General features: G+C 69.0%; 17 protein-coding genes, 1 tRNA gene and 1 pseudogene. 6 read left to right on the top strand and 13 right to left on the bottom strand.

The genetic code is table 11. The features are described 5' to 3' along the window. Positions 1–56: 56 nt before the first annotated feature. The 6 genes from ACFVQ0_RS14975 to ACFVQ0_RS14950 are packed head-to-tail and all read right to left on the bottom strand — an operon-like array spanning position 57 to position 5,157. Positions 57–1,160 (bottom strand): glycosyltransferase family 4 protein, encoded by a 1,104-nt coding sequence (locus tag ACFVQ0_RS14975; RefSeq protein ID WP_390088044.1) that lies wholly within the window; start codon positions 1,158–1,160, stop codon positions 57–59. Next, positions 1,157–1,693, bottom strand: coding sequence for a deoxycytidine triphosphate deaminase (locus tag ACFVQ0_RS14970; RefSeq protein WP_384192572.1), 537 nt, complete (start codon positions 1,691–1,693; stop codon positions 1,157–1,159). The genes ACFVQ0_RS14975 and ACFVQ0_RS14970 overlap by 4 nt, the downstream gene beginning before the upstream one ends. After that, positions 1,690–2,229, bottom strand: a complete 540-nt coding sequence (dcd, locus tag ACFVQ0_RS14965) for a dCTP deaminase (RefSeq protein WP_390088042.1) — start codon at positions 2,227–2,229, stop codon at positions 1,690–1,692. Before dcd (ACFVQ0_RS14965) ends, ACFVQ0_RS14970 begins: the two co-directional genes overlap by 4 nt. Further along, a complete protein-coding gene (locus tag ACFVQ0_RS14960) occupies positions 2,226–3,440 on the bottom strand; it encodes a bifunctional metallophosphatase/5'-nucleotidase (RefSeq protein WP_390088040.1) in 1,215 nt (404 codons plus the stop codon). The genes dcd (ACFVQ0_RS14965) and ACFVQ0_RS14960 overlap by 4 nt, the downstream gene beginning before the upstream one ends. Continuing rightward, a complete protein-coding gene (locus ACFVQ0_RS14955; protein ID WP_390088038.1) occupies positions 3,437–4,756 on the bottom strand; it encodes a UDP-N-acetylglucosamine 1-carboxyvinyltransferase in 1,320 nt (439 codons plus the stop codon). The genes ACFVQ0_RS14960 and ACFVQ0_RS14955 overlap by 4 nt, the downstream gene beginning before the upstream one ends. Beyond that, positions 4,753–5,157, bottom strand: coding sequence for an ATP-binding protein (locus ACFVQ0_RS14950; protein WP_390088036.1), 405 nt, complete (start codon positions 5,155–5,157; stop codon positions 4,753–4,755). The genes ACFVQ0_RS14955 and ACFVQ0_RS14950 overlap by 4 nt, the downstream gene beginning before the upstream one ends. A 219-nt stretch (positions 5,158–5,376) precedes the next feature. On the opposite strand from ACFVQ0_RS14950, the gene ACFVQ0_RS14945 reads away from it, so the two are divergent. After that, positions 5,377–6,660: a helix-turn-helix domain-containing protein gene (locus tag ACFVQ0_RS14945; protein WP_390088034.1), complete on the top strand. Its 1,284-nt coding sequence runs from the start codon at positions 5,377–5,379 to the stop codon at positions 6,658–6,660. Further along, positions 6,657–7,199, top strand: coding sequence for a flavoprotein (locus ACFVQ0_RS14940; RefSeq protein WP_390088032.1), 543 nt, complete (start codon positions 6,657–6,659; stop codon positions 7,197–7,199). The genes ACFVQ0_RS14945 and ACFVQ0_RS14940 overlap by 4 nt, the downstream gene beginning before the upstream one ends. A 20-nt stretch (positions 7,200–7,219) precedes the next feature. Here the strand turns inward: ACFVQ0_RS14940 and ACFVQ0_RS14935 are convergent. Further along, a pseudogene (locus ACFVQ0_RS14935) lies at positions 7,220–8,576 on the bottom strand (mobilization protein); the annotation flags it as partial. Between the two features lie 157 nt (positions 8,577–8,733). Here ACFVQ0_RS14935 and ACFVQ0_RS14930 point away from each other — a divergent pair. Both ACFVQ0_RS14930 and ACFVQ0_RS14925 read left to right on the top strand, forming a co-directional pair. Beyond that, a complete protein-coding gene (locus ACFVQ0_RS14930; protein WP_390088030.1) occupies positions 8,734–9,042 on the top strand; it encodes a hypothetical protein in 309 nt (102 codons plus the stop codon). Then, positions 9,039–9,518: an ASCH domain-containing protein gene (locus ACFVQ0_RS14925; RefSeq protein ID WP_390088029.1), complete on the top strand. Its 480-nt coding sequence runs from the start codon at positions 9,039–9,041 to the stop codon at positions 9,516–9,518. Before ACFVQ0_RS14930 ends, ACFVQ0_RS14925 begins: the two co-directional genes overlap by 4 nt. 89 nt (positions 9,519–9,607) lie before the next feature. Here ACFVQ0_RS14925 and ACFVQ0_RS14920 read toward each other — a convergent pair whose 3' ends face one another. After that, positions 9,608–10,378 carry a restriction endonuclease gene (locus tag ACFVQ0_RS14920; RefSeq protein WP_390088027.1) on the bottom strand — a complete coding sequence of 257 codons (771 nt, stop codon included), beginning with the start codon at positions 10,376–10,378 and terminating at the stop codon, positions 9,608–9,610. Between the two features lie 696 nt (positions 10,379–11,074). Next, positions 11,075–11,148: transfer RNA gene (locus ACFVQ0_RS14915), tRNA-Gly, on the bottom strand. A 489-nt stretch (positions 11,149–11,637) separates the two neighbouring features. Between ACFVQ0_RS14915 and dcd (ACFVQ0_RS14910) the strand changes: the two genes are divergently transcribed. Further along, the gene (gene dcd / locus ACFVQ0_RS14910; RefSeq protein WP_390088025.1) at positions 11,638–12,213 is read left to right on the top strand and encodes a dCTP deaminase; all 576 of its coding nucleotides are present in this window, start codon (positions 11,638–11,640) and stop codon (positions 12,211–12,213) included. A 6-nt stretch (positions 12,214–12,219) separates the two neighbouring features. After that, the gene (locus tag ACFVQ0_RS14905; protein ID WP_326737201.1) at positions 12,220–12,720 is read left to right on the top strand and encodes a phosphoribosyltransferase; all 501 of its coding nucleotides are present in this window, start codon (positions 12,220–12,222) and stop codon (positions 12,718–12,720) included. A 73-nt stretch (positions 12,721–12,793) separates the two neighbouring features. On the opposite strand, the gene ACFVQ0_RS14900 is transcribed toward ACFVQ0_RS14905, so the two are convergent. The 4 genes from ACFVQ0_RS14900 to ACFVQ0_RS14885 form a co-directional block, all read right to left on the bottom strand. Beyond that, positions 12,794–13,786, bottom strand: a complete 993-nt coding sequence (locus tag ACFVQ0_RS14900) for a Yip1 family protein (protein WP_390088023.1) — start codon at positions 13,784–13,786, stop codon at positions 12,794–12,796. Between the two features lie 142 nt (positions 13,787–13,928). Continuing rightward, a complete protein-coding gene (locus ACFVQ0_RS14895) occupies positions 13,929–15,071 on the bottom strand; it encodes an FG-GAP repeat domain-containing protein (RefSeq protein ID WP_390088021.1) in 1,143 nt (380 codons plus the stop codon). Between the two features lie 184 nt (positions 15,072–15,255). Further along, on the bottom strand, positions 15,256–17,523 hold the full coding sequence (locus tag ACFVQ0_RS14890) for a (Fe-S)-binding protein (RefSeq protein ID WP_390088019.1): 2,268 nt from the start codon (positions 17,521–17,523) through the stop codon (positions 15,256–15,258). A gap of 115 nt (positions 17,524–17,638) precedes the next feature. Beyond that, on the bottom strand, positions 17,639–18,325 hold the full coding sequence (locus ACFVQ0_RS14885) for a sugar transferase (RefSeq protein WP_390088017.1): 687 nt from the start codon (positions 18,323–18,325) through the stop codon (positions 17,639–17,641). Positions 18,326–18,367: the final 42 nt, after the last annotated feature.

Below are 18,367 nucleotides of genomic sequence, written 5' to 3'. Positions count from 1 at the left end.
GGTACGGGCAGCGGCGTGCCGCTGGGATGCAGGGTGCGTTGCCCGGCCCGTTGGTCTCAGGAGAGCTGGCGGCCGAGGCTGGCCAGCTCTCGGGCGGTCTTCGACAGGGGGTAGCGGGCGGCGTTGGCGTATCCGGCCTGCATGAGGGCCGCGAGGAGTCCGGGTTCGCTTCGCAAGCGATCCAGATCCCGGCTGAGCACGGAAGGGCGCGTGAAGTCGGCAGTCATGCCGGAGCCACCGAGGGCTTCGCTGAGGCCGGGGACTGGCTGGTAGAGGACGGGGAGTCCGCAGGCTTGGGCTTCGAGGGCGACCAGGCCCATGGCCTCCAGGGTCGTGGAGGACATGACGAGTAGGTCGTGCTCGGCGAACGTACTCCACAGCTGGGGGCGGCGGAGCCAGCCGAGATAGCGGGCCCTCACCCCTGCTTGCTGTAGCTGTGGGGCCAGCGCGCGGAACTGAGCGCTGGGAGCGGCGATCGACAGTTCGACGCCCTTGAGCGGGGCCACGCTCCGGATCAGCGCCTCCACGCCCTTCTCAGCGGTAAGTCGGCCCGCATAGAGCATGCGGAAGTGGCTCGTGGTCGTGCGTACGGGCCGGGTGGGCGGCTGCGCGAGGAGGTGGTCGGGGATCCCCCAGGGAATGCGGGTGATCTTGCGGCGGTCGGTCTCCGGAGCGAGCTTGAGAAGGTGATCTGCCATCGCGTTGGTGGGCACGACGATGGCGTCGGCGGCGCGGGCGGTCGCTCGCAGGACCTGGAGCTGCTCGTGGTGGGCTTCGGCGAAGATCAGATCGGTGCCGTGCACCAACGCGATTCGGGGGTGCTCGGGGAAGGCCCGGACCAGCGCCGGTGTCGCCCCGAATGCGAGGTGGTGCAGATGCAGGATTCCGACGTCTGCCGGATCAACCGCCCTGACCATCGCCCGCTGGAGGGTGGCAACGTAGCGCTGGAAGGCATAACCAGTCAGGCACTTGCCCGGCGCCTCCACCAGACCCAGCCCTGCTGGCGCTATCGGCCTCGGCCCCCTGCCCTCCGGCGCGAGCATGAAGGCTCTGGCGGGCAGGAGCGGATCACTGCCGGTGTACAGGTCCAGGAAGAGTTCGACGCTTCCGCCGGGGCTCGGAAACGGCAGGTCGAGGGCCGTGAGGATGGTGGGGTTCACGCGGGGCCTCCTGGGTTTTCCTCGTAGAGGCGGGACGTTTCGATGCCCTGGCTTGCCCGGTATTTGAGGCCGTGGTCCTGGTAGCTGGCCGCAGCGCCGAGTGCCTGGAGGAAGACCAGCTTCCCGAAGGTCATGCGTGGGTAGACCCGGACCGCTCGGCTGGCGCGGATCTCCAGGGTCCAGCGGATGGCGTGGCCCTGGTGTCCGAGGGGCGCGGAGACGTGGACCCAGATGCCGAGTGCGCCGATGGTCCGGTTGCCGTTGAGGAACTGCGCGTACGTCTCCGAGCCGGTTCGCTCGTGCGTCGTTCCCAGGTAGAGGAATTCCGGCCGAAGCAGGTAGCCGGTGGCGGGGATCGGCACCTCCTGGAACTCGGTCGGCTTGGCTGCGTCCAAGGAGCCGTCGTGGAAGCGCAGAGTGTCGCCGAGGCTCCAGTCGTAGGCGTTGGGGGAGATCCTCTGCGGCTCGTACGGCTCGATGGTGATCTCGCCGGCGGCTCTGGCGGCGGCGATGGCGGGGCCGGTGAGGATCACGAGGCCACCGCCCGTAAGGCAGCGAGGTCGCGCCAGTACGCGGAGGGCTGGGGGCCGGCAGCGGACTGGTACTTGCCCGAGTAGAGCGCCACCGGGCCGACGGACACGAAGAACATGATCTGACCGATCCGCATGCCGGAGTACACGCGCAACGGTCGTATCGGGGAGAGCATGAGCGTCCACTGGCCGTGGAAGCCGATGTCGCCGATGGGGGCGGTGATCTCCACGAACAGGCCGAGGCGGCCCACCGAGGACCGGCCGAAGAGCAGCGGCACGAACGTGTTGGAGCCGACCTCTTCGATGGTGTGGCCGAGGTAGAGCTGGCCGGGTTGGAGTTCGTAACCGTCGGGGCCGATCTCGATCGGCACAGTGGGATTCGGCTGGTGGGCGTCGAGCGTGTCGGCGGCGTACGTGAGCAGGGTCCCGCCGAGACGGACGTTGTAGCTGTTCGGGTTGACCTGCGTCGGTTCGAACGGGGAGATGTGGATGCGGCCGTCGGCCGCGGCCTGGGTGATCTCGGGGCCGGTAAGGATCATCGCAAGCCTCCATCAGTGAGCGTGTGCTGCAAGGCTTGGCCGAGGGGGATGCCGGCCTGCCGGGTGCGGCCTCCGAGGTACGTCTCGGCCAGATAGCCGGTGGTGAGTACGGTCGGCACGCGGTCGGGCAGGGGCTCGGGGGCGAACACGATCGGGCCGGCTCTCTCCGCGAGATGGGAGAGGAGGGCCGCCGGGTCTGTGGCGAAGGGCTCGGGCACGCTGGCGTGGACGAGCTGGTTGTTGAAGGGCTCGATGGCCAGGAGCGTTCCCGTGGTGAGCATGGTCCCGAGCTGGACTGCGCGGAGGGCCGTTTCGTTGAGTACGACGGCTTCGGCGCCCAGGCCGCTGTGGAGGCGGTTGGAGAGGTCCTGGATAAGGGCCCGACGTTCGAGAGGGCGGTTCTCGTACGGATGCCGGATCGGCCCGAGCGGTGTGCTCAGCTCCTCGCGGACAGTGTCGATGGCTTCTCGTACCGGCGTGAGCTCGTCCGGAAGACTGCCTGCTGCTGGGAAGTCGGCCAGTTGACCCGCCCAGCCGGAGTGCAAAGGCTGCGCGAGTGCGTATCCCGCTGCCAGCTCGCGTCCCTTGAGGACGAGCGTGTCTCCGACGGGCACCGGCTTCGGACGGTCGCTGTGGCAGTGTCCGGCGAAGACGACGTCCAGGAACGGGCAGGCGGCGGCCAGCTTGAGGTCCTCGTCGAACCCGGAGTGGCTCAGCACCACCCAGGAGTCCGCGTGATGGTGATGGGCCAGCATCAGCTCGCGCAGTGCACGCACGGGCTCGACGACACGGTGGCCGGCGCGCTGGTCGGGCGGGATGGCGTTGAACGCCTGCGGCCCGATCACACCCGTGAGCGCGATACGGCGGGTGCCGATGCGCACCAGGCGGACTTGGTGGAAGAGCGGCTCACCGGTGTCGTCGCCGACGACGTTCGCGCACACGCTGATGTCGTGGAGGGCGGGTTCGAGGTGGTGGCTCCAGCCGTGATTGCCCGGAACGACGGCGTCGTAGAGGCCCAGCAGGACGTCTCGTTCGATCCGTCCCCGGCCGAGCCGGTAGTAGCCCGTGCCCTCGAAGAAGTCCCCGCAGTCGACGATGAGGCTGTCGTGTCTCACGGCGTGCAGGTGCGCGAGCATCGGTGCGGCCTCGTCGAACGCCGAGTGGAAATCGGTGGTGGCGATGATGCGCTGGAGGCGTCTCGGGGCGGTCATGGGGTGACCTCGCAGATGTCGGCGCCGAGTGAGAGGAGCTTGCCGGGCAGATCGGCGTGGCCGCGGCGGATCTGGTCGACTCTGCCGAGCGTGGTGACGCCTCGGGCGGTGAGCCCGGCGATCATCAGCGCCGAACCCGTACGGATGTCGGTCGCCTCCACCCCGGCGCCCGTCATGCGCTGCGGTCCGGTGAACCGGCATTCGGTGGTGGACAGTTCGGTGATGACTCCGCCCATGCGGACGAGCTGAGGGATGAGATTGCTGTGGCGGCCCGGGTTGATCGGGTCAGAGAAGAAATGGGTGCCGGGGAATCCCAGCGCGAGGCCGAGGAGCGGTGGCTCGAAGTCGGCGTCGAGGCCGTTGGGAGTGAGGGAGGCCATGGCCCGGAGTGGTCGACCGGTCGGCTGGATGTCCTGACCTTGTACGACGAGCGCCTCGGCTTCGTAGGCGGTGGGGATGCCTACCCGGTTCAGCGCAGTGATCAGCGGTGCTATGTCGGAGGCGAGGACACCCTCGACCCGGGCGGTGCCCCCGGTTGCGGCTACGGCACAGGCCAGCGTCCCGGCCTCGATCTTGTCTCCGGGTACTTTCCAGACGGGTACGTCCTGCGAAACCGAGGACGGCGCTACGAGGGTGAGGACGCGCTCGCCGGCACGGCACTCGTAGCCGATGGCCTTCAGCGCGTTCAGTACGCCGAGGACCTCCGGGGAGAGGTTCGGCTGACCGAGCCGGAGGGGTGTACCGGCGACCACGGCGCGCAGGATCGCGGCGATCGTCGCCCCGCGTGAGCGGAACGGCAGGACCAGCGACACCGTGCCTCGGACCGCCTTGCCGACTTCGACCAGGTACCCGCGATCATCCACGCGGATCCGGTCGCCGAAGGCTTCGTACACCTTGAAGTGCTGCTCCATGCCACGGTCGCCGATCCGGCACCCGCCGGGCCAGGGGAGCCGGGCCCGGCCGCACCGGGCGATGAGGGCGGGGACGAGGTAGTACGAAGCACGGATGCTGGACGCGGCCTCACCCAGATCGTCGGGCGTCAGGGCCGTCTCACCAGGGAGGACAAGGGCGGTTGCGCCCTCACTGAGCGGGTTAGCGGTGTTCCAGCCCGCCTGCTGCAGCAGGTCGAGCAGAGTCCGTACGTCGGAGCTGGCGGGCACGTTGTCGAGGCGCACGGGTCGAAGGAGGGCAGCCGCAGCCGCGACGAGCGGGAGCGCGGCATTCTTCGAACCGTCGACCGTCACAGCACCGGTGAGCGGCCGTCCGGGCCGGATCGCGATGACCTCGGATGTGACTGCGGGGGCACAGGTATTCACATGCAGCTCCTCTGCGTAGGAGGGGCCGAGGCGGACACAGCCCCGGCGGAAGGTGGAACCGCCGCGTCGATCTCGGCCCAGCAGCACTTGCCGGAGTCCGTCGGTGCCGTACCGAAGCGGTCCGCGAGGACACCGACGAGGAAGAGACCGCGTCCGCCCTCGCTGTCCTTGTCCGGCAGCGCCGGCTTCGGCGCGGTGCGGCTCGCGTCGCTGACCTCCACCCGCACAACCCCGCCGGAGAGCTGAGCCCTGACGCCGATCGGCTGGTGACCGGCGTAACGGACCGCGTTCGTGACGAGCTCGCTGACGACCAATTCGACCGTGTGGACGGCTTCCGGCATCGCGACCACCGTCGGCCATGCGGCTATGGCCTCCCGCACCCGGCGCCGTGCCACGGGCACGGCAACCGGCGTCGGCGGGAGAGTAAAGGTGAGCTGGTGCGCTTCCACGAGCGGCCTCCCGGGATCGGTTGCGACCACCCCAAGAAACCGCGCTCACGACGCAGTTCGCGATGCCCTGTGCCCGTACCGCATCGTCTATGCAGAAGCTGCATGAAGCCCCTGCACCGCTCGCCTACGCTCGTTCACGAGGGCATGCTCGGTGAGGACGGAAGGGCATGGATGGCAGACGTGAAGACCGAAGCCGAGAAGATCGGCGAGGCGATCAAGCACGCCCGCCAGCGCGCCGGCCGCTCGCAGACGGACGTTGCCACTGCCCTGGGCTACCACCAGTCGAAGCTCAGCCGCCTGGAGAACGGGCGGGGCACGGAGGACACCCGGGTCTTACGTGCAGTCGCGGCCGAACTCGGCATCCCTTTAAGCCTCCTCGGCCTGAGCACTACCGGCCCGTCCACAGAACCGACCGACGATCCCGAGACAGAAGACATGCGCCGCCGCACCTTCCTCGCCGGGAGCATCGCCTCCTTCACGGCCCACACCGCACCTGCCACGGCTGCCCACGCCGACCTCGTCCGCGCCCTCCTCCCCGGCCCCCAGATCGCGTCCGCTCAGGCAGGAGCCTCGGACACAGCCTCTCTGGAGTCCCGCGTCGCCGCCGCCCGGCGCCTGTTCTCCGTGTGCGACTACGCACAGCTGGAAGCCGTCCTGCCCGCCTTGCTCGCCGACCTGCGGGAGGCTGCGGCCGGCCACCGCAACGGGACCGAAGCGTCCGGACTCCTGGCCACCGCGTATCAGACGTCGACCAGCCTTCTGCTCAAGCAGGGCGACCACGGCAATGCCTGGCTCGCGGTGGGCCGCGCACTCTCCGAAGCCGAGCGCTCCGGCGACCCAGTTGTCCTGGCCTCCAGCGTCCGCGTGCACGCGCACGTCCTGACGCGAGAGAAACACACCGCCCAGGCCGTCACTCTCGTCCGGCACACGGCGGGCCAACTCGCCGGGGCGTACGACCAGCGGTCCCCTCGCTACCTGGCCGCTGTAGGTCTGCTCCTCCTCCGGGGCGTCACAGCCGCCAGCACCGCCGGAGACCGCGCAGCCGCACGCGAATTCCTCGACGAAGCCCGGAACGTCGCCCGCTACGTCGCGCTCGACCAGCCCGACGCCTGGGCGAACTTCAGCCCCACCAACCTCTCCCTGCACGCCGTTAGTGCCGCGGTCGCCTTCGGCGATGCCGGCATCGCCCTGAACACCGCAGCGCCCCTCATGCGGCGCCACATCCCCGTCCCCGAACGCCGAGCGGCCCTGTGGGTCGAAGCAGCCCGCGCGTACAACCAGCAGGGCCGCCTCGCGGAGGGCTACCAGGCTCTGCGTATCGCCGAATCCTGCGCCGCCCAGGATGTACGCCGCCCAGCGGTGCGCGACCTGGTAGTCGACATGGCCGCCCGCGACAGGCGACGTACGCTGCCCGAACTCCACCGACTGAGCCGACGACTGGGAGCCCCAGCGTGACGACACAACCCTTCCTGCACGTCGTCGTCTGCGCAGCCGGTATCGCGGGCGGCGCCCACAAGCTGATCACCGCGGCACAGAACAAGGGCTGGGGCGTCGGGGTCGTGGCCACACCTCAGGGGCTCGGTTTCCTCGACGCGGAGGCGATCGAGGCCCAGACCGGCTATCCGATCCGCTCGGCCTGGCGCAGTCCCGGAGACCCGCGTCCGCTCCCGCCCGCCGACGCCATCGCCGTCGCGCCTGCCACCTTCAACACGATCAACAAGTGGACGGCCGGCATCGCCGACACCCTGGCTCTCGGCATCCTGTGCGAGGCATACGGGCTCGGCATCCCGACCGCCGTCCTCCCGTACGTGAACACGGCCCTGGCCGCCCACCCGGCTTACGGCCGGAGCCTGGACCAGCTCCGCGGGATGGGCGTACTGATCGGGTCGTACGAGCCCCACCGGCCGAAGGCGGGCGGTGGGGCGGACCGCTTCCGGTGGGAGGAGGCGCTGGAGCTGTTGGAGGGCAAGATCGCCGATCTTCCCGGAAGCTGATCGTCGTTTGGGGCTGCTGGTCAACGCCGGCGACTGTGTGAGGACGAGCGCGCGGCAGTCGGCGTGCTGCCTGTCGGGGGCGGGATCGCAGCGGTAGGACGTCGGACGGTGCTGCGGGCCATGGCTGCTTGGGCGCGTGGGCTGGGTGTGTGGCGTTGGCCGAGGCGGTGGATGCGCCAGGTCAGAGCGCGGGCGGGGTTGCGGGCGTCGTCGAGGGTGCGTTGGTCGAGGGCCTGTTCGAGGAGTGTGGCTGGGTTGTGGCCCGCTGTCTCGGCTTCGGCGAGGACGGCAGCGAGGGCGTCCCAGGCGGGGTCGTTCAGGATGCGGTCGGCGTGCTTGGGAGCGGCTTCCTGAAGGTGGCGGGCGTAGCGGTGTGTGGTCTGGGGGCCGGGAGCGCGGTGAGCGAGGGTGGCCAGAACCGGGGCGGCGACCTGCGCGTATGCGGTTTGGAGGTGGACGAGGGCCTGGTGGGCTGCTGCTTCCTGTTGGGCGTGCTGGTGCGTGTGGTGCCAGTGCCGGGCGAAGGCCACGGCGATGAGGACGGCGTTCAGCAGCATCGCCAGCCCGGCCCCGTCGCCTGTGGTGGTGGGGGTGAGCAGGATCGTCTGGATGCTGCTGCGAAGGGCGCGGGTGCTGCTGAGGTCGGCGGTGATACGGGAGCGGGTGGCGCGCTCGAAGACGGCGGCTGCCTGTTCGAGTTCCCGTCGTGCCTGGGGCGGTGCGGTGAGCGGCAGCAGGTCGAGGGCTCCCGCCGAGCGCGACGAGCTGGCCTTGGGCTGCCTCGGCGCCGCCATGGGTGAGGTGGTGGGGGATGCGTTCGGGCGCGGCGGTTGCCTGGTGCCATGGATCGGCTGCTCGGGCGGCGGCGGGTTCGGGGCTGGTGTTGGTGAGGAGGTGGCGGATCTTGGGCAGGGAGAGGTCGCCGGCGAGGGTGGAGCCGGAGAACCAGACGGGGTCGCCGTGCTTGTTGAGGTCGCCGGGCAGGGCGACGCTGTAGCCGAGGGTGTCGCCGGACGGGCCGGTCTTGGGCCGCACGTCCACGCCGGTGGCTTCCAGCAGGGCGAAGAACTCCGTCTCGCTGGAGGCGGCTGCCACTGCTCGGCGGACGCGCCGGCGCAGGATCTCGCGGCTCGTGGTGGCCTGGCCTTGCCGTTTGGCCTTGAAGTGTTCCTTGCTGGTGGGGCGTTTGGCGGCGGTACCGTCTCCGGGCTTGAGCCGGCGCAGGCCGAAGTCGATCTCGATGCTGCGGGCTTCGCGCTGGACGGCGCGGATGCCGTGGTCGCGGCGGGGGCGGCGGCCGTCCTGGCGTACGAGGGTGGCGGCGATGTGGATGTGGTCGTCGGCGTGGCGGACGGCGACCCAGCGGCAGGCTTCCTTGCTCTTCAACGTCCCCGCCATGCTCATTCCGCGAAGTGAGAGCCTCGGCATCAGCAGAGAGCATGTGTACTACCGCTCTTCGGGGCGCCGCGGGGAGAGCGTCCCCGCTCGGCTGCTCTGGTAGGTCAGCGAGGGCAGCTCGCCAAGCGAAGGCCAGATGGTGGTGGGCAGTTCGCGACTTGACGAGGTACTGATCGACACACCTGACACCCTCTTCTCGAAATTCGAACACCTGGGCGTATATGGTCAGGCTGAGGTCCGAGAGGCTGCTGATGCCTCCGGCCGCGCCATGGCGCTGCGGTTCTCAGATACCGAGATCTTCCCGAAGCCGGTGACGCTGCGGCGATTGACCTCGCTGGCCAGGGGGCGAGGGATACCGTGGTCGCCGGGCTCGTTGATCTCGCTGTCCAAGATCAGCAGCGAGCTGTTCCAGGCTGTTTACCAAGACGGGCACCGAACGACGTGAGCGATCCGGAACGCGCGATGCTGCTGTCCGTCCACCCGCGCTTCGCCAACGCGATTCTGGCGGGCAGCAAGACGGTGGAGGTCCGCCGCCAACGCGTCGCCGCGCCTCCCGGAACGCCAGTCCTGCTCTATGCGACCGCGCCCACCATGGCCCTGGTGGGCATGGCGCGTATCTCATCGATTCATGTGGCCTTGCCCAAGGAGGTCTGGTCGGCGCATCGTGCCCAGACGGGAATCACCCGACGCGAATACGACGTCTACATGGACGGGGCTGTCCAGGCGAGCGGGCTGACCTTGGAGGACCCCATCTCCTTCGAGGATCCGGTGCCGCTCAGTGCGCTGCGGGCGGCGGGAACTTTCCATCCGCCGCAGAGCTACCGCTATCTGAGTAGCGCTGACCTATCTCAGGTATCAGAGGCCGGCCCTGCCGTGGGGAGCGCGCTTCGCCGAGTACTGCCAGATGCAGTTCACGTCTAGGAATCGTCTCAGCCGAGTGAAGCACCGCTCGACGACGTTCCGCCTTGCGGGCAGGCATTGTCGAATGCAGAGTGGCCAGCTTCCCCCGCTCACCCGGCGGGCCCGCTTGGTGATTTACCGCGCGCCCGTACGCGTAACCGGGGGTTCCTCGTACGCAGGCGCCAGGAGAGCAAGGGGGACCTGCGGGGAGGCGGTACAGATCCGAGTAGTTCCCACAGCGGACGAGAACCGCTGGCCCACTGGGCGAGGAGATGGCAGTCCACGAGGTGGAGGCCCTGGGAGTCGGCGAACTCCAGGGCAGGCTTGGAGAAGCGGCCGTTGGTGAGCATGACCACGACGTCACCGCCGTGTACTTGGCGGCCTGTGCCGTTGAGGGCGAAAAGGTCGGGCGAGCCGACCGCTGATCCCCGCACGCCGTCTTTGCGATGCTTGCACTGGATCACCCAGCGGCGGCCGTGAGGATCGGTGGCCTTTACGTCAGCTCCCTGGTCGCCGCCCCTACCAACTTGCTGCGCGTCTCGACAGCCATCTCGATACATCAAGTCTCTTACGGCGTATTCGAACTGGGTGTAGTGCAGGCCATCCAAATGCTCTGCCGAGTATCGGAACTCTTGTGCTCGGATGGCATCTCGGCGGACCTCTTTCCTCTGCAGGTACACGCCGACGGTACCCATACCCGCTGCCGCGATGACCGGAAGTGCGAAGACCCATGGGCGCTCGGCCACCCAAGACGCCACCGACGCGATGAGGCTGGACGTCACCGCACCGACCAGGCCGATCATCAGCAGAAAATGAAGATCGGATCCCTTCTGTTTGCGGGGGCGACTGCTCCGGCGACGCCGGACCGGACGGCGGATCATCGTCCACTCCCTGGGCTGGGAAGGACGATCGGATACGAGACAGTTGGTGTTGGCCGCACGGCAGACTTGTCCCATTCGGGCGGCTTGCTCATGTAGGCCCCTGTGGGTTGCTGCTGTGATTGCTGCTGCGGTAACCGGAACTGCCTCGAATGCGTATCGGCGACTGCAGTGACGGTGCTGCCGTCGCCAAGGACGGACACCTCGGCTGCGACCGCTCCCAGGATGGGAGTTTTCCGGCGGGCGCCGGCTGGAAGATGGGCACGCCTCCTCACCAGGGTTCTGTCCGGCTTCACGTACTGCTCAATCACGGGCACGGCCGTATCTCCCATCCAGTTGAGCCATGTCTCCCTGCACGACGGCCCCATGAAAGCACCCGACGCTGACAACGCGTCACAAAACGATTGCCGTAAGTGTTCAACTGGCGCCACTGGCGGGCTGCCCGGGCGGTAGGTCTACAGGTGAGCCCGACCTGTCCTTGGTAGATGTGAACTTGTCGTCCCACGCTTACGTGTGTCGCGGATCACCCGGCGTGCGTCTCGTGGTGTGGGGTGAGCGTGTGGGGAGTCGACCCACGTAGTGCGTCGCGCGCCCTCTGGGCTGCGCACCCGCACAAGATGGGGCACGCGAAGGGCATGCCGCCCCCGAAGTGGTCTAGACAACAAGAAAGGCCCCGGTCATTGACCAGGGCCTTCATCATGGAGCGGGTGACGAGAATCGAACTCGCGCTCTGAGCTTGGGAAGCTCATGTTCTACCATTAAACTACACCCGCGTAACGCGCTGGCTGACCAGCGACGCATCGTCCCACACTGTACCCCATGGCGGGGCCCTCGTTGTGCTTGCCCGGGTGGTGGGTGGGGGTGGATGGGGTTGTGGTGCGAGGTGGATGGGGTTGGGTGGGGCGGGAGTTGGGGGCGTAGCGTGGGGTGTCGGAGTGCCGTGTGGAGTGGCGTCCTGTTCATCCCCTAATGTGGCTTTCTCGTCCACGGTTTGATGGGGAAGGGACTTGATGGAGTCCATGGAGCGCACCGTCGTCCGCTGTGCCGAAGGGCACGTTTTCGCTACCGCCTCGTTCCCGATGCAGCAGCTCGGGGCCGGGCGGATCGGTCCCGGGCGGCTTATCCGATGTCCTCGATGCGCCCGGTTGCGGCATGCCGTGCCGGTGGGGTTCGAGGAGCGGTAGGGCTTTAGGGAGCGTGGTGACAGGCGCGCGGGGCGGCCCGATGTGGGTGGGTCCGCGCGTTCTGCGTATCCTCGGTGGGTGCTTCTCTCAGACAAGGACATCCGGGCCGAGATCGACGCCGGACGCGTACGTATTGATCCGTTCGATACGTCGATGGTGCAGCCGTCGAGCATCGATGTGCGGCTCGACCGCTACTTCCGGGTGTTCGAGAACCACCGCTATCCGCATATCGATCCCGCGGTCGAGCAGGTCGATCTGACCCGCACGGTCGAGCCGGACGGGGACGAGGCGTTCATCCTGCACCCCGGTGAGTTCGTGCTCGCCTCGACGTACGAGGTCATCTCGTTGCCCGACGATCTCGCGTCGCGGCTGGAGGGTAAGAGTTCGCTCGGCCGGCTCGGGCTGGTGACGCACTCGACGGCCGGGTTCATCGATCCGGGGTTCTCCGGGCACGTGACGCTGGAGCTGTCGAATCTGGCGACGCTGCCGATCAAGCTCTGGCCGGGGATGAAGATCGGGCAGCTGTGCATGTTCCGGCTGAGTTCTCCGTCGGAGTTCCCGTACGGCTCCGAGCGGTACGGGTCGCGGTATCAGGGGCAGCGCGGTCCCACCGCGTCGCGTTCGTTCATGAACTTCCACCGGACGCAGGTGTGATGCCCGATGAGTGATGACGTGCGGGAGAACCTGACTTACGACGGCTTCGGGCACGCCGTGCGGGAGCTGGCGCAGGCCGTGGCCGATGACGGGTACGAGCCGGATGTGGTGCTGTCCATCGCGCGCGGCGGGGTGTTCGTCGCGGGCGGGCTCGCGTACGCGCTGGACTGCAAGAACATCCACCTGGTGAATGTCGAGTTCTACACCGGGGTGGGCACCACGCTGGAGATGCCGGTCATGCTGGCGCCGGTGCCGAACGCCATCGATTTCTCGGACAAGAAGGTCCTGATCGCCGACGATGTCGCCGACACCGGGAAGACGCTGAAGCTGGTGCGTGACTTCTGCATCGATCACGTCGCCGAGGTGCGGTCCGCCGTCATCTACGAGAAGTCGCACTCGCTGGTGAAGTGCGAGTACGTGTGGAAGAAGACCGATCGCTGGATCAACTTCCCGTGGAGCGTGGAGAAGCCCGTCGTGCGGCGCAGTGGGCAGGTTCTCGACGCCTGAGGCGGTGCGGACGCGGACGTGAAAGACCCCCGGGCCCTGTGGCTGCTCCGGGGGTCTTTTCGGGTCGGTCGGTTCAGATCGTGCCCAGCTTGAGGATCGACACCAGCGCGATCAGCTGGATCGCGCTCGCGCCCAGCGCCTTCGGCCACGGCAGGTCGTGGGACTTGCTCACCATCGAGGTGAGCAGGGCCGCCGCCGCCAGCCAGGTCAGCCAGCCGAGGATCTGCACCAGGGAGTTCTCGCCGCCCAGGAACAGCGCGAAGATCAGGCGCGGGGCGTCCGTGATCGACATGATCAGCATGGAGAGGCCCACCGTCGGCTGCCAGGCGCCGTCGCCGCCCAGCTGGCGGGCGAGCGAGTGGGTGACCGCGCCGAGCACCAGGCCGCCGATGACGAAGCCGACGCCGGTGATGATGACGTAGGGGATGGCGTTGCCGACCGGGGCGTTGATCGCGTCGTCGCGGGCCTGGTCGAAGCCGAAGAGCGCCAGCAGGCCGTAGAGGAACGTGACGATGAGCGCCGGGCCCCAGACGGGGTAGTCGCGCATCTGCCAGAACGTCGGGCCGGGGCGCGTCACGATGCCGGTCAGCAACTGCTTCCAGTGCAGGCGCGGGCCCGACGGCTGGACGGGGGCCTGGCCGGCGCGGTAGGTGTTGCCGTCGCCGTAGGGGTCCTCGTTGATGCTGAAGGCCTGCGTGTGGCCCGGGTTGTTCGCGTACGGGTCGCCGCTCTGGTGCGGGTGCTGCTGAGGGTGCTGCGGGTGCTGCTGGGGGTACGGGTCGGCGAAGTACTCCGGCTCGTCCGGTCCGCCGCCCTGGTACCCGCCACCGGTCTGGTGCCCGCCACCCGCCTGGTAGCCGCCGCCCTGGTAGCCGCCACCGCCCTGGTAGCCGCCGGGGTGGTTCCCGCCGCCGTTGTGCGGGGCTCCGTTTCCTCCCGTCGGCGGCCATTGCTGCTGTCCGTACGGCGGCGGTGCCTGATTGCCGTACGGCTGCTGCCGCGGTTGCTGCTGCGCTTGCTGCGGGGTGCGGTTGTCCCGGCCGCGTCCGATCCTGAATCCAGCCACGTAATCGAACGTACCTGGTCCGTCCGGGGTGGGTGGGAGGGGCGGGGGAACTGGGCCGCCTTTGACGCTCAGCTGTGACATCCCCTAAGGGAACCCTGGGGGGTTGCCCCCAGGGGACGGGGAGGGGGCGCGCGAGGTGCGGTCAGCTCGTGTTGAACAGTGCGCTGGTGAACGTGATCAGCGGGCGGTCCGGGGTGGCCGCCGGGTACAGGGCGATCAGGTCGGCCGTCTCCCCGCGGTGCGTGCGCACCACCGTGTCGGGCTTCCGGTCGCCGTCGAAGTCCGCGTACCGCACGAGCAGGGTCGTTTCCGCGCCGGACCCCGCACCGGCCCCCGGGCTCCTGCGCAGGGGCGCCTCCGGGAGCTTTCCGGTGGGGGCCTTGAAGCGGTACGGGCCGCCCGGCCTGCCCGGTCCGTCGGGGCTGCCGAGCAGCAGCGTGCCCTTGGCCGGCGTACCCGGCTCGTGGGGGCGGGCGGCGTACACCAGGTCGTCGTAGCCGTCCCCGTTCACGTCCGCCCGGGGTTCGGGCGCGGACAGCGCGGGCCCTGCCCCCGGGATCGTGCCCCCGGCCGCGTGCGGGCGGCCGTCGCGGGTGAAGGGGCCGCGCAGGAAGCTGAGCCGGCCCGCGCTCGCCGTCACGGCCAGATCGGGCTTCCCGTCCCCGTCGAAGTCGCCGCAGACCGGCTGGTCCGCCCACTCGTTGCCGAAGCGGGCCCGGTCCGGGATGCGGAGCGCGACCGCCCTGCCGGTGAGGCCCGCGGGGGAGCCGAAGAGGATCTGGAGCGGTACGGGCGGGCGCCCGATGCCGTTGTACGGGGGGTCGGTGGCCACGACCAGGTCGGTGAAGCCGTCCCGGTCCAGGTCGCAGGAGGCCTCCGCGTCGAACGCCGAGGGGAGGGTGTCGCCGATCTTGGCGGCGTTCGCGTGCGCGCTCAGCAACTGGCGTACCGACGGGTCCAGGCCCCGGGAGGCGGAGCCGTACACGATGCCGATGCCCGCGTCGTCGCCGTGGGCGTCCGCCGCCGGCTTCACCAGGTCGTTCAGGACGAGGTCGCGGTGGCCGTCGCCGTTGAAGTCGTCCGGGGTGCGGCTGCCGGTGCCGCGCGGGACCGGGTGGCGCTGCGCGCCGGCGAGTCCGGACAGCGCGGTGGGCGGGGCGTCGCCGTTCTTGCCCGGCCCGGCGGGACCGGCGGAGTCCGGGGAGCCCCCGCAGGCCGCGAGCAGGAGGGCGCAGGCGCAGCCGGCCGCGGCGGTGGCCGTCGCCCTCGCGATTCGTATCCGCACTAGCCCGCCCGCCCGTCCTCGTTCGTCCCATGTGCCCTGGGTGTTCGGCGCGAAGCTCTGGTGCCGTCATACCTGCCAGTGGCCGTCCCACATGATGCGGCACCGGGGCCGGAAAGCAGAAGCGGCCGGTCCTGCCCCCGAGGCAGGTCCGGCCGCTTCCGCGACGCCGTCGGGCGTCTGCCGGTTACTTCACCGGTTCCGGCTCCGGCGCGTCAGCCGTTTCCGGCTCGCCCGCCGGGTCTGCCGGGGTCTTCACGGAGTCGAGCAGCAGCTGCGACACGTCGACCACCTGGATCGACTCCTTCGCCTTGCCGTCGTTCTTCTTGCCGTTGACCGAGTCGGTCAGCATGACCAGGCAGAACGGGCAGGCCGTGGAGACGATGTCCGGGTTGAGGGAGAGGGCCTCGTCGACGCGCTCGTTGTTGACGCGCTTGCCGATCCGCTCCTCCATCCACATCCGGGCACCACCGGCGCCGCAGCAGAAGCCGCGCTCCTTGTGGCGGTGCATCTCCTCGTTCCGCAGCCCCGGGACCTTCGCGATGATCTCGCGCGGGGGCGTGTAGATCTTGTTGTGACGGCCCAGGTAGCAGGGGTCGTGGTACGTGATCAGACCCTCGACCGGCGTCACCGGGATCAGCTTGCCCTCGTCCACCAGGTGCTGGAGCAGCTGCGTGTGGTGGATGACCTCGTACTCGCCGCCGAGCTGCGGGTACTCGTTCGCGATGGTGTTGAAGCAGTGCGGGCAGGTCGCGACGATCTTCTTCGTCGCCCTGGCCTTCTTCGTCGAGTCGTCCTCGTCGTCCTCGCCGAAGGCCATGTTCAGCATCGCCACGTTCTCCTGGCCGAGCTGCTGGAACAGCGGCTCGTTGCCCAGGCGGCGGGCCGAGTCACCCGTGCACTTCTCGTCGCCGCCCATGATCGCGAACTTGACGCCCGCGATGTGCAGCAGCTCCGCGAAGGCCTTGGTGGTCTTCTTCGCGCGGTCCTCCAGGGCGCCGGCGCAGCCGACCCAGTAGAGGTAGTCGACCTCGGTGAGGTCCTCGACGTCCTTGCCGACGATCGGGACCTCGAAGTCGACCTCCTTGGTCCACTCGACGCGCTGCTTCTTGGCGAGCCCCCAGGGGTTGCCCTTCTTCTCCAGGTTCTTGAGCATCGTGCCCGCCTCCGACGGGAACGCGGACTCGATCATCACCTGGTAGCGGCGCATGTCGACGATGTGGTCGATGTGCTCGATGTCGACCGGGCACTGCTCCACGCACGCACCGCAGGTGGTGCAGGACCAGAGGACGTCCGGGTCGATGACGCCGTTCTCCTCCGCCGTGCCGATCAGCGGGCGCTCGGCCTCCGCGAGGGCGGCCGCGGGGACGTCCTTGAGCTGCTCCTCCGTCGCCTTCTCGTTGCCCTCCATGTCCTTGCCGCCACCGGCCAGCAGGTACGGGGCCTTGGCGTGCGCGTGGTCGCGCAGGGACATGATCAGGAGCTTGGGGGAGAGCGGCTTGCCGGTGTTCCAGGCGGGGCACTGCGACTGGCAGCGGCCGCACTCGGTGCACGTGGAGAAGTCGAGGATGCCCTTCCAGGAGAACTGCTCGACCTGGGAGACACCGAAGGTGTCGTCCTCGCCCGGGTCCTCCCAGTCGATCGGCTTGCCGCCCGACGTCATCGGCTGCAGCGCGCCGAGCGCGACCTCGCCGTCGGCGTTGCGCTTGAACCAGATGTTCGGGAAGGCGAGGAAGCGGTGCCAGGCGACACCCATGTTGGTGTTGAGCGAGACCGTGATCATCCAGATCAGCGAGACGCCGATCTTGATCATCGCGGTGAGGTAGATGAGGTTCTGCAGGGTGCCGAGCGCGAGTCCCTTGAAGGCGAGGACCAGCGGGTACGAGACGAAGTACGCGGCCTCGTAGCCGCCGACGTGGTGGATCGCGCCCTCAAGGCCGCGCAGGGTCAGGATCGCCAGGCCGATGACGAGGATGACGTACTCGACGAAGTACGCCTGCCAGGCCTTCGAGCCCGCGAACCGCGACTTGCGGCCGGCCCGGGAGGGCAGGTTCAGCAGCCGGATGGCGATCAGCACGAGAATGCCGACCGTCGTCATCAGGCCGATGAACTCGATGTACAGCTCGAACGGCAGCCATTCACCGATGATCGGCAGGACCCAGTCCGCCTTGAAGAGCTGTCCGTACGCCTGGAGCAGCGTCGGCGGCAGTGTCAGGAAGCCGATGGCGACGAACCAGTGCGCGAAGCCGACGATCCCCCACCGGTTCATCCGGGTGTGGCCGAGGAACTCCTTGACCAGGGTGATCGTGCGCTGTTTCGGGTTGTCCGTGCGACTGCCGGCCGGGACCGGCTGTCCGAGCGTGACGAACCGGTAGATCTGCGCGACGGCTCGGGCGATGAGCGCAACGCCGACCACGGTCAGCACCAGCGACACGATGATCGCGGCGAGTTGCATTGGGGGCTCCTCGGGCCTGCGAGGGTGGGATTCAGCGGTGATCGCTGACTACTCAAGATGTTACTCAGATGCTTACTAAGCAGTAACTTAATCAGTCTGTGCTGACACTATCCACTTATTCCGCCACGCTGTAGTTGGGCAGGCGGTGATCTGTGTCGCTCAGGCATGCCTGGCCCCGCCGGGCGAGTCCGCGGACCGTCCGGCGTAGCGGAGTGTGTACGGCCTCTGCCAGGATCGCCAGGTCCAGTGCGGTGCCCCGGTGCTCGGCGTAGTGCTGGTCGAGGAGGTCCGCCTCGTCCCACGGCATCGTGGAGCGGCGGCGTACCTGCGCCAGGCCGGTCAGCCCTGGCTTCAGTTCACGCCGCCAGTCTCTCGCACCGGCGGCCGTGCCCCGTTCGTCGTCCGGTGCGAGCGGTTCGGGGCCGACCAGGGAGAGCTCGCCCCGTACGACGTGCGGCAGCCGGGAGAGCACGTCGAGCCGCAGCCGCCGGGTGCGCAGTGTCCGCAGTACGAAGGGCCTGCCCGCCGGTCCGGTGCGCGGGGAGCGGTCCAGTACGCCGCCGGGCCGCCGCCGTACGGCGAGGGCGAGGGCGGCCGCCGCGAGGGCGGGGGCGGCCAGCAGCAGGAGGGCCGAGCCGAGGAGCAGGTCCAGGGTGCGTTTGGCGGTGGGGCGCGGCGGGGCGAGGGCTCTCAGGCGGGCGAGGACTGCGAGGGCGTGCGCCGTGCGGGGTGGCCGCGGGGGCTGCCAGGGGCGCCGCGCCGGGCCCGGCCGCCGACTCCATTCCTGCCGCCGCCCCGGCATGTGCCGTCGTCCCGGCGTGTGACGTCGTCCCGGCCGCTGCTT

The sequence above is a fragment of the Streptomyces sp. NPDC057900 genome, assembly GCF_042887885.1.
GTDB lineage: Bacteria > Actinomycetota > Actinomycetes > Streptomycetales > Streptomycetaceae > Streptomyces.
The sequence above is the reverse complement of the archived record's forward strand: the minus strand, read 5'-3'. Positions and strand labels throughout refer to the sequence as shown.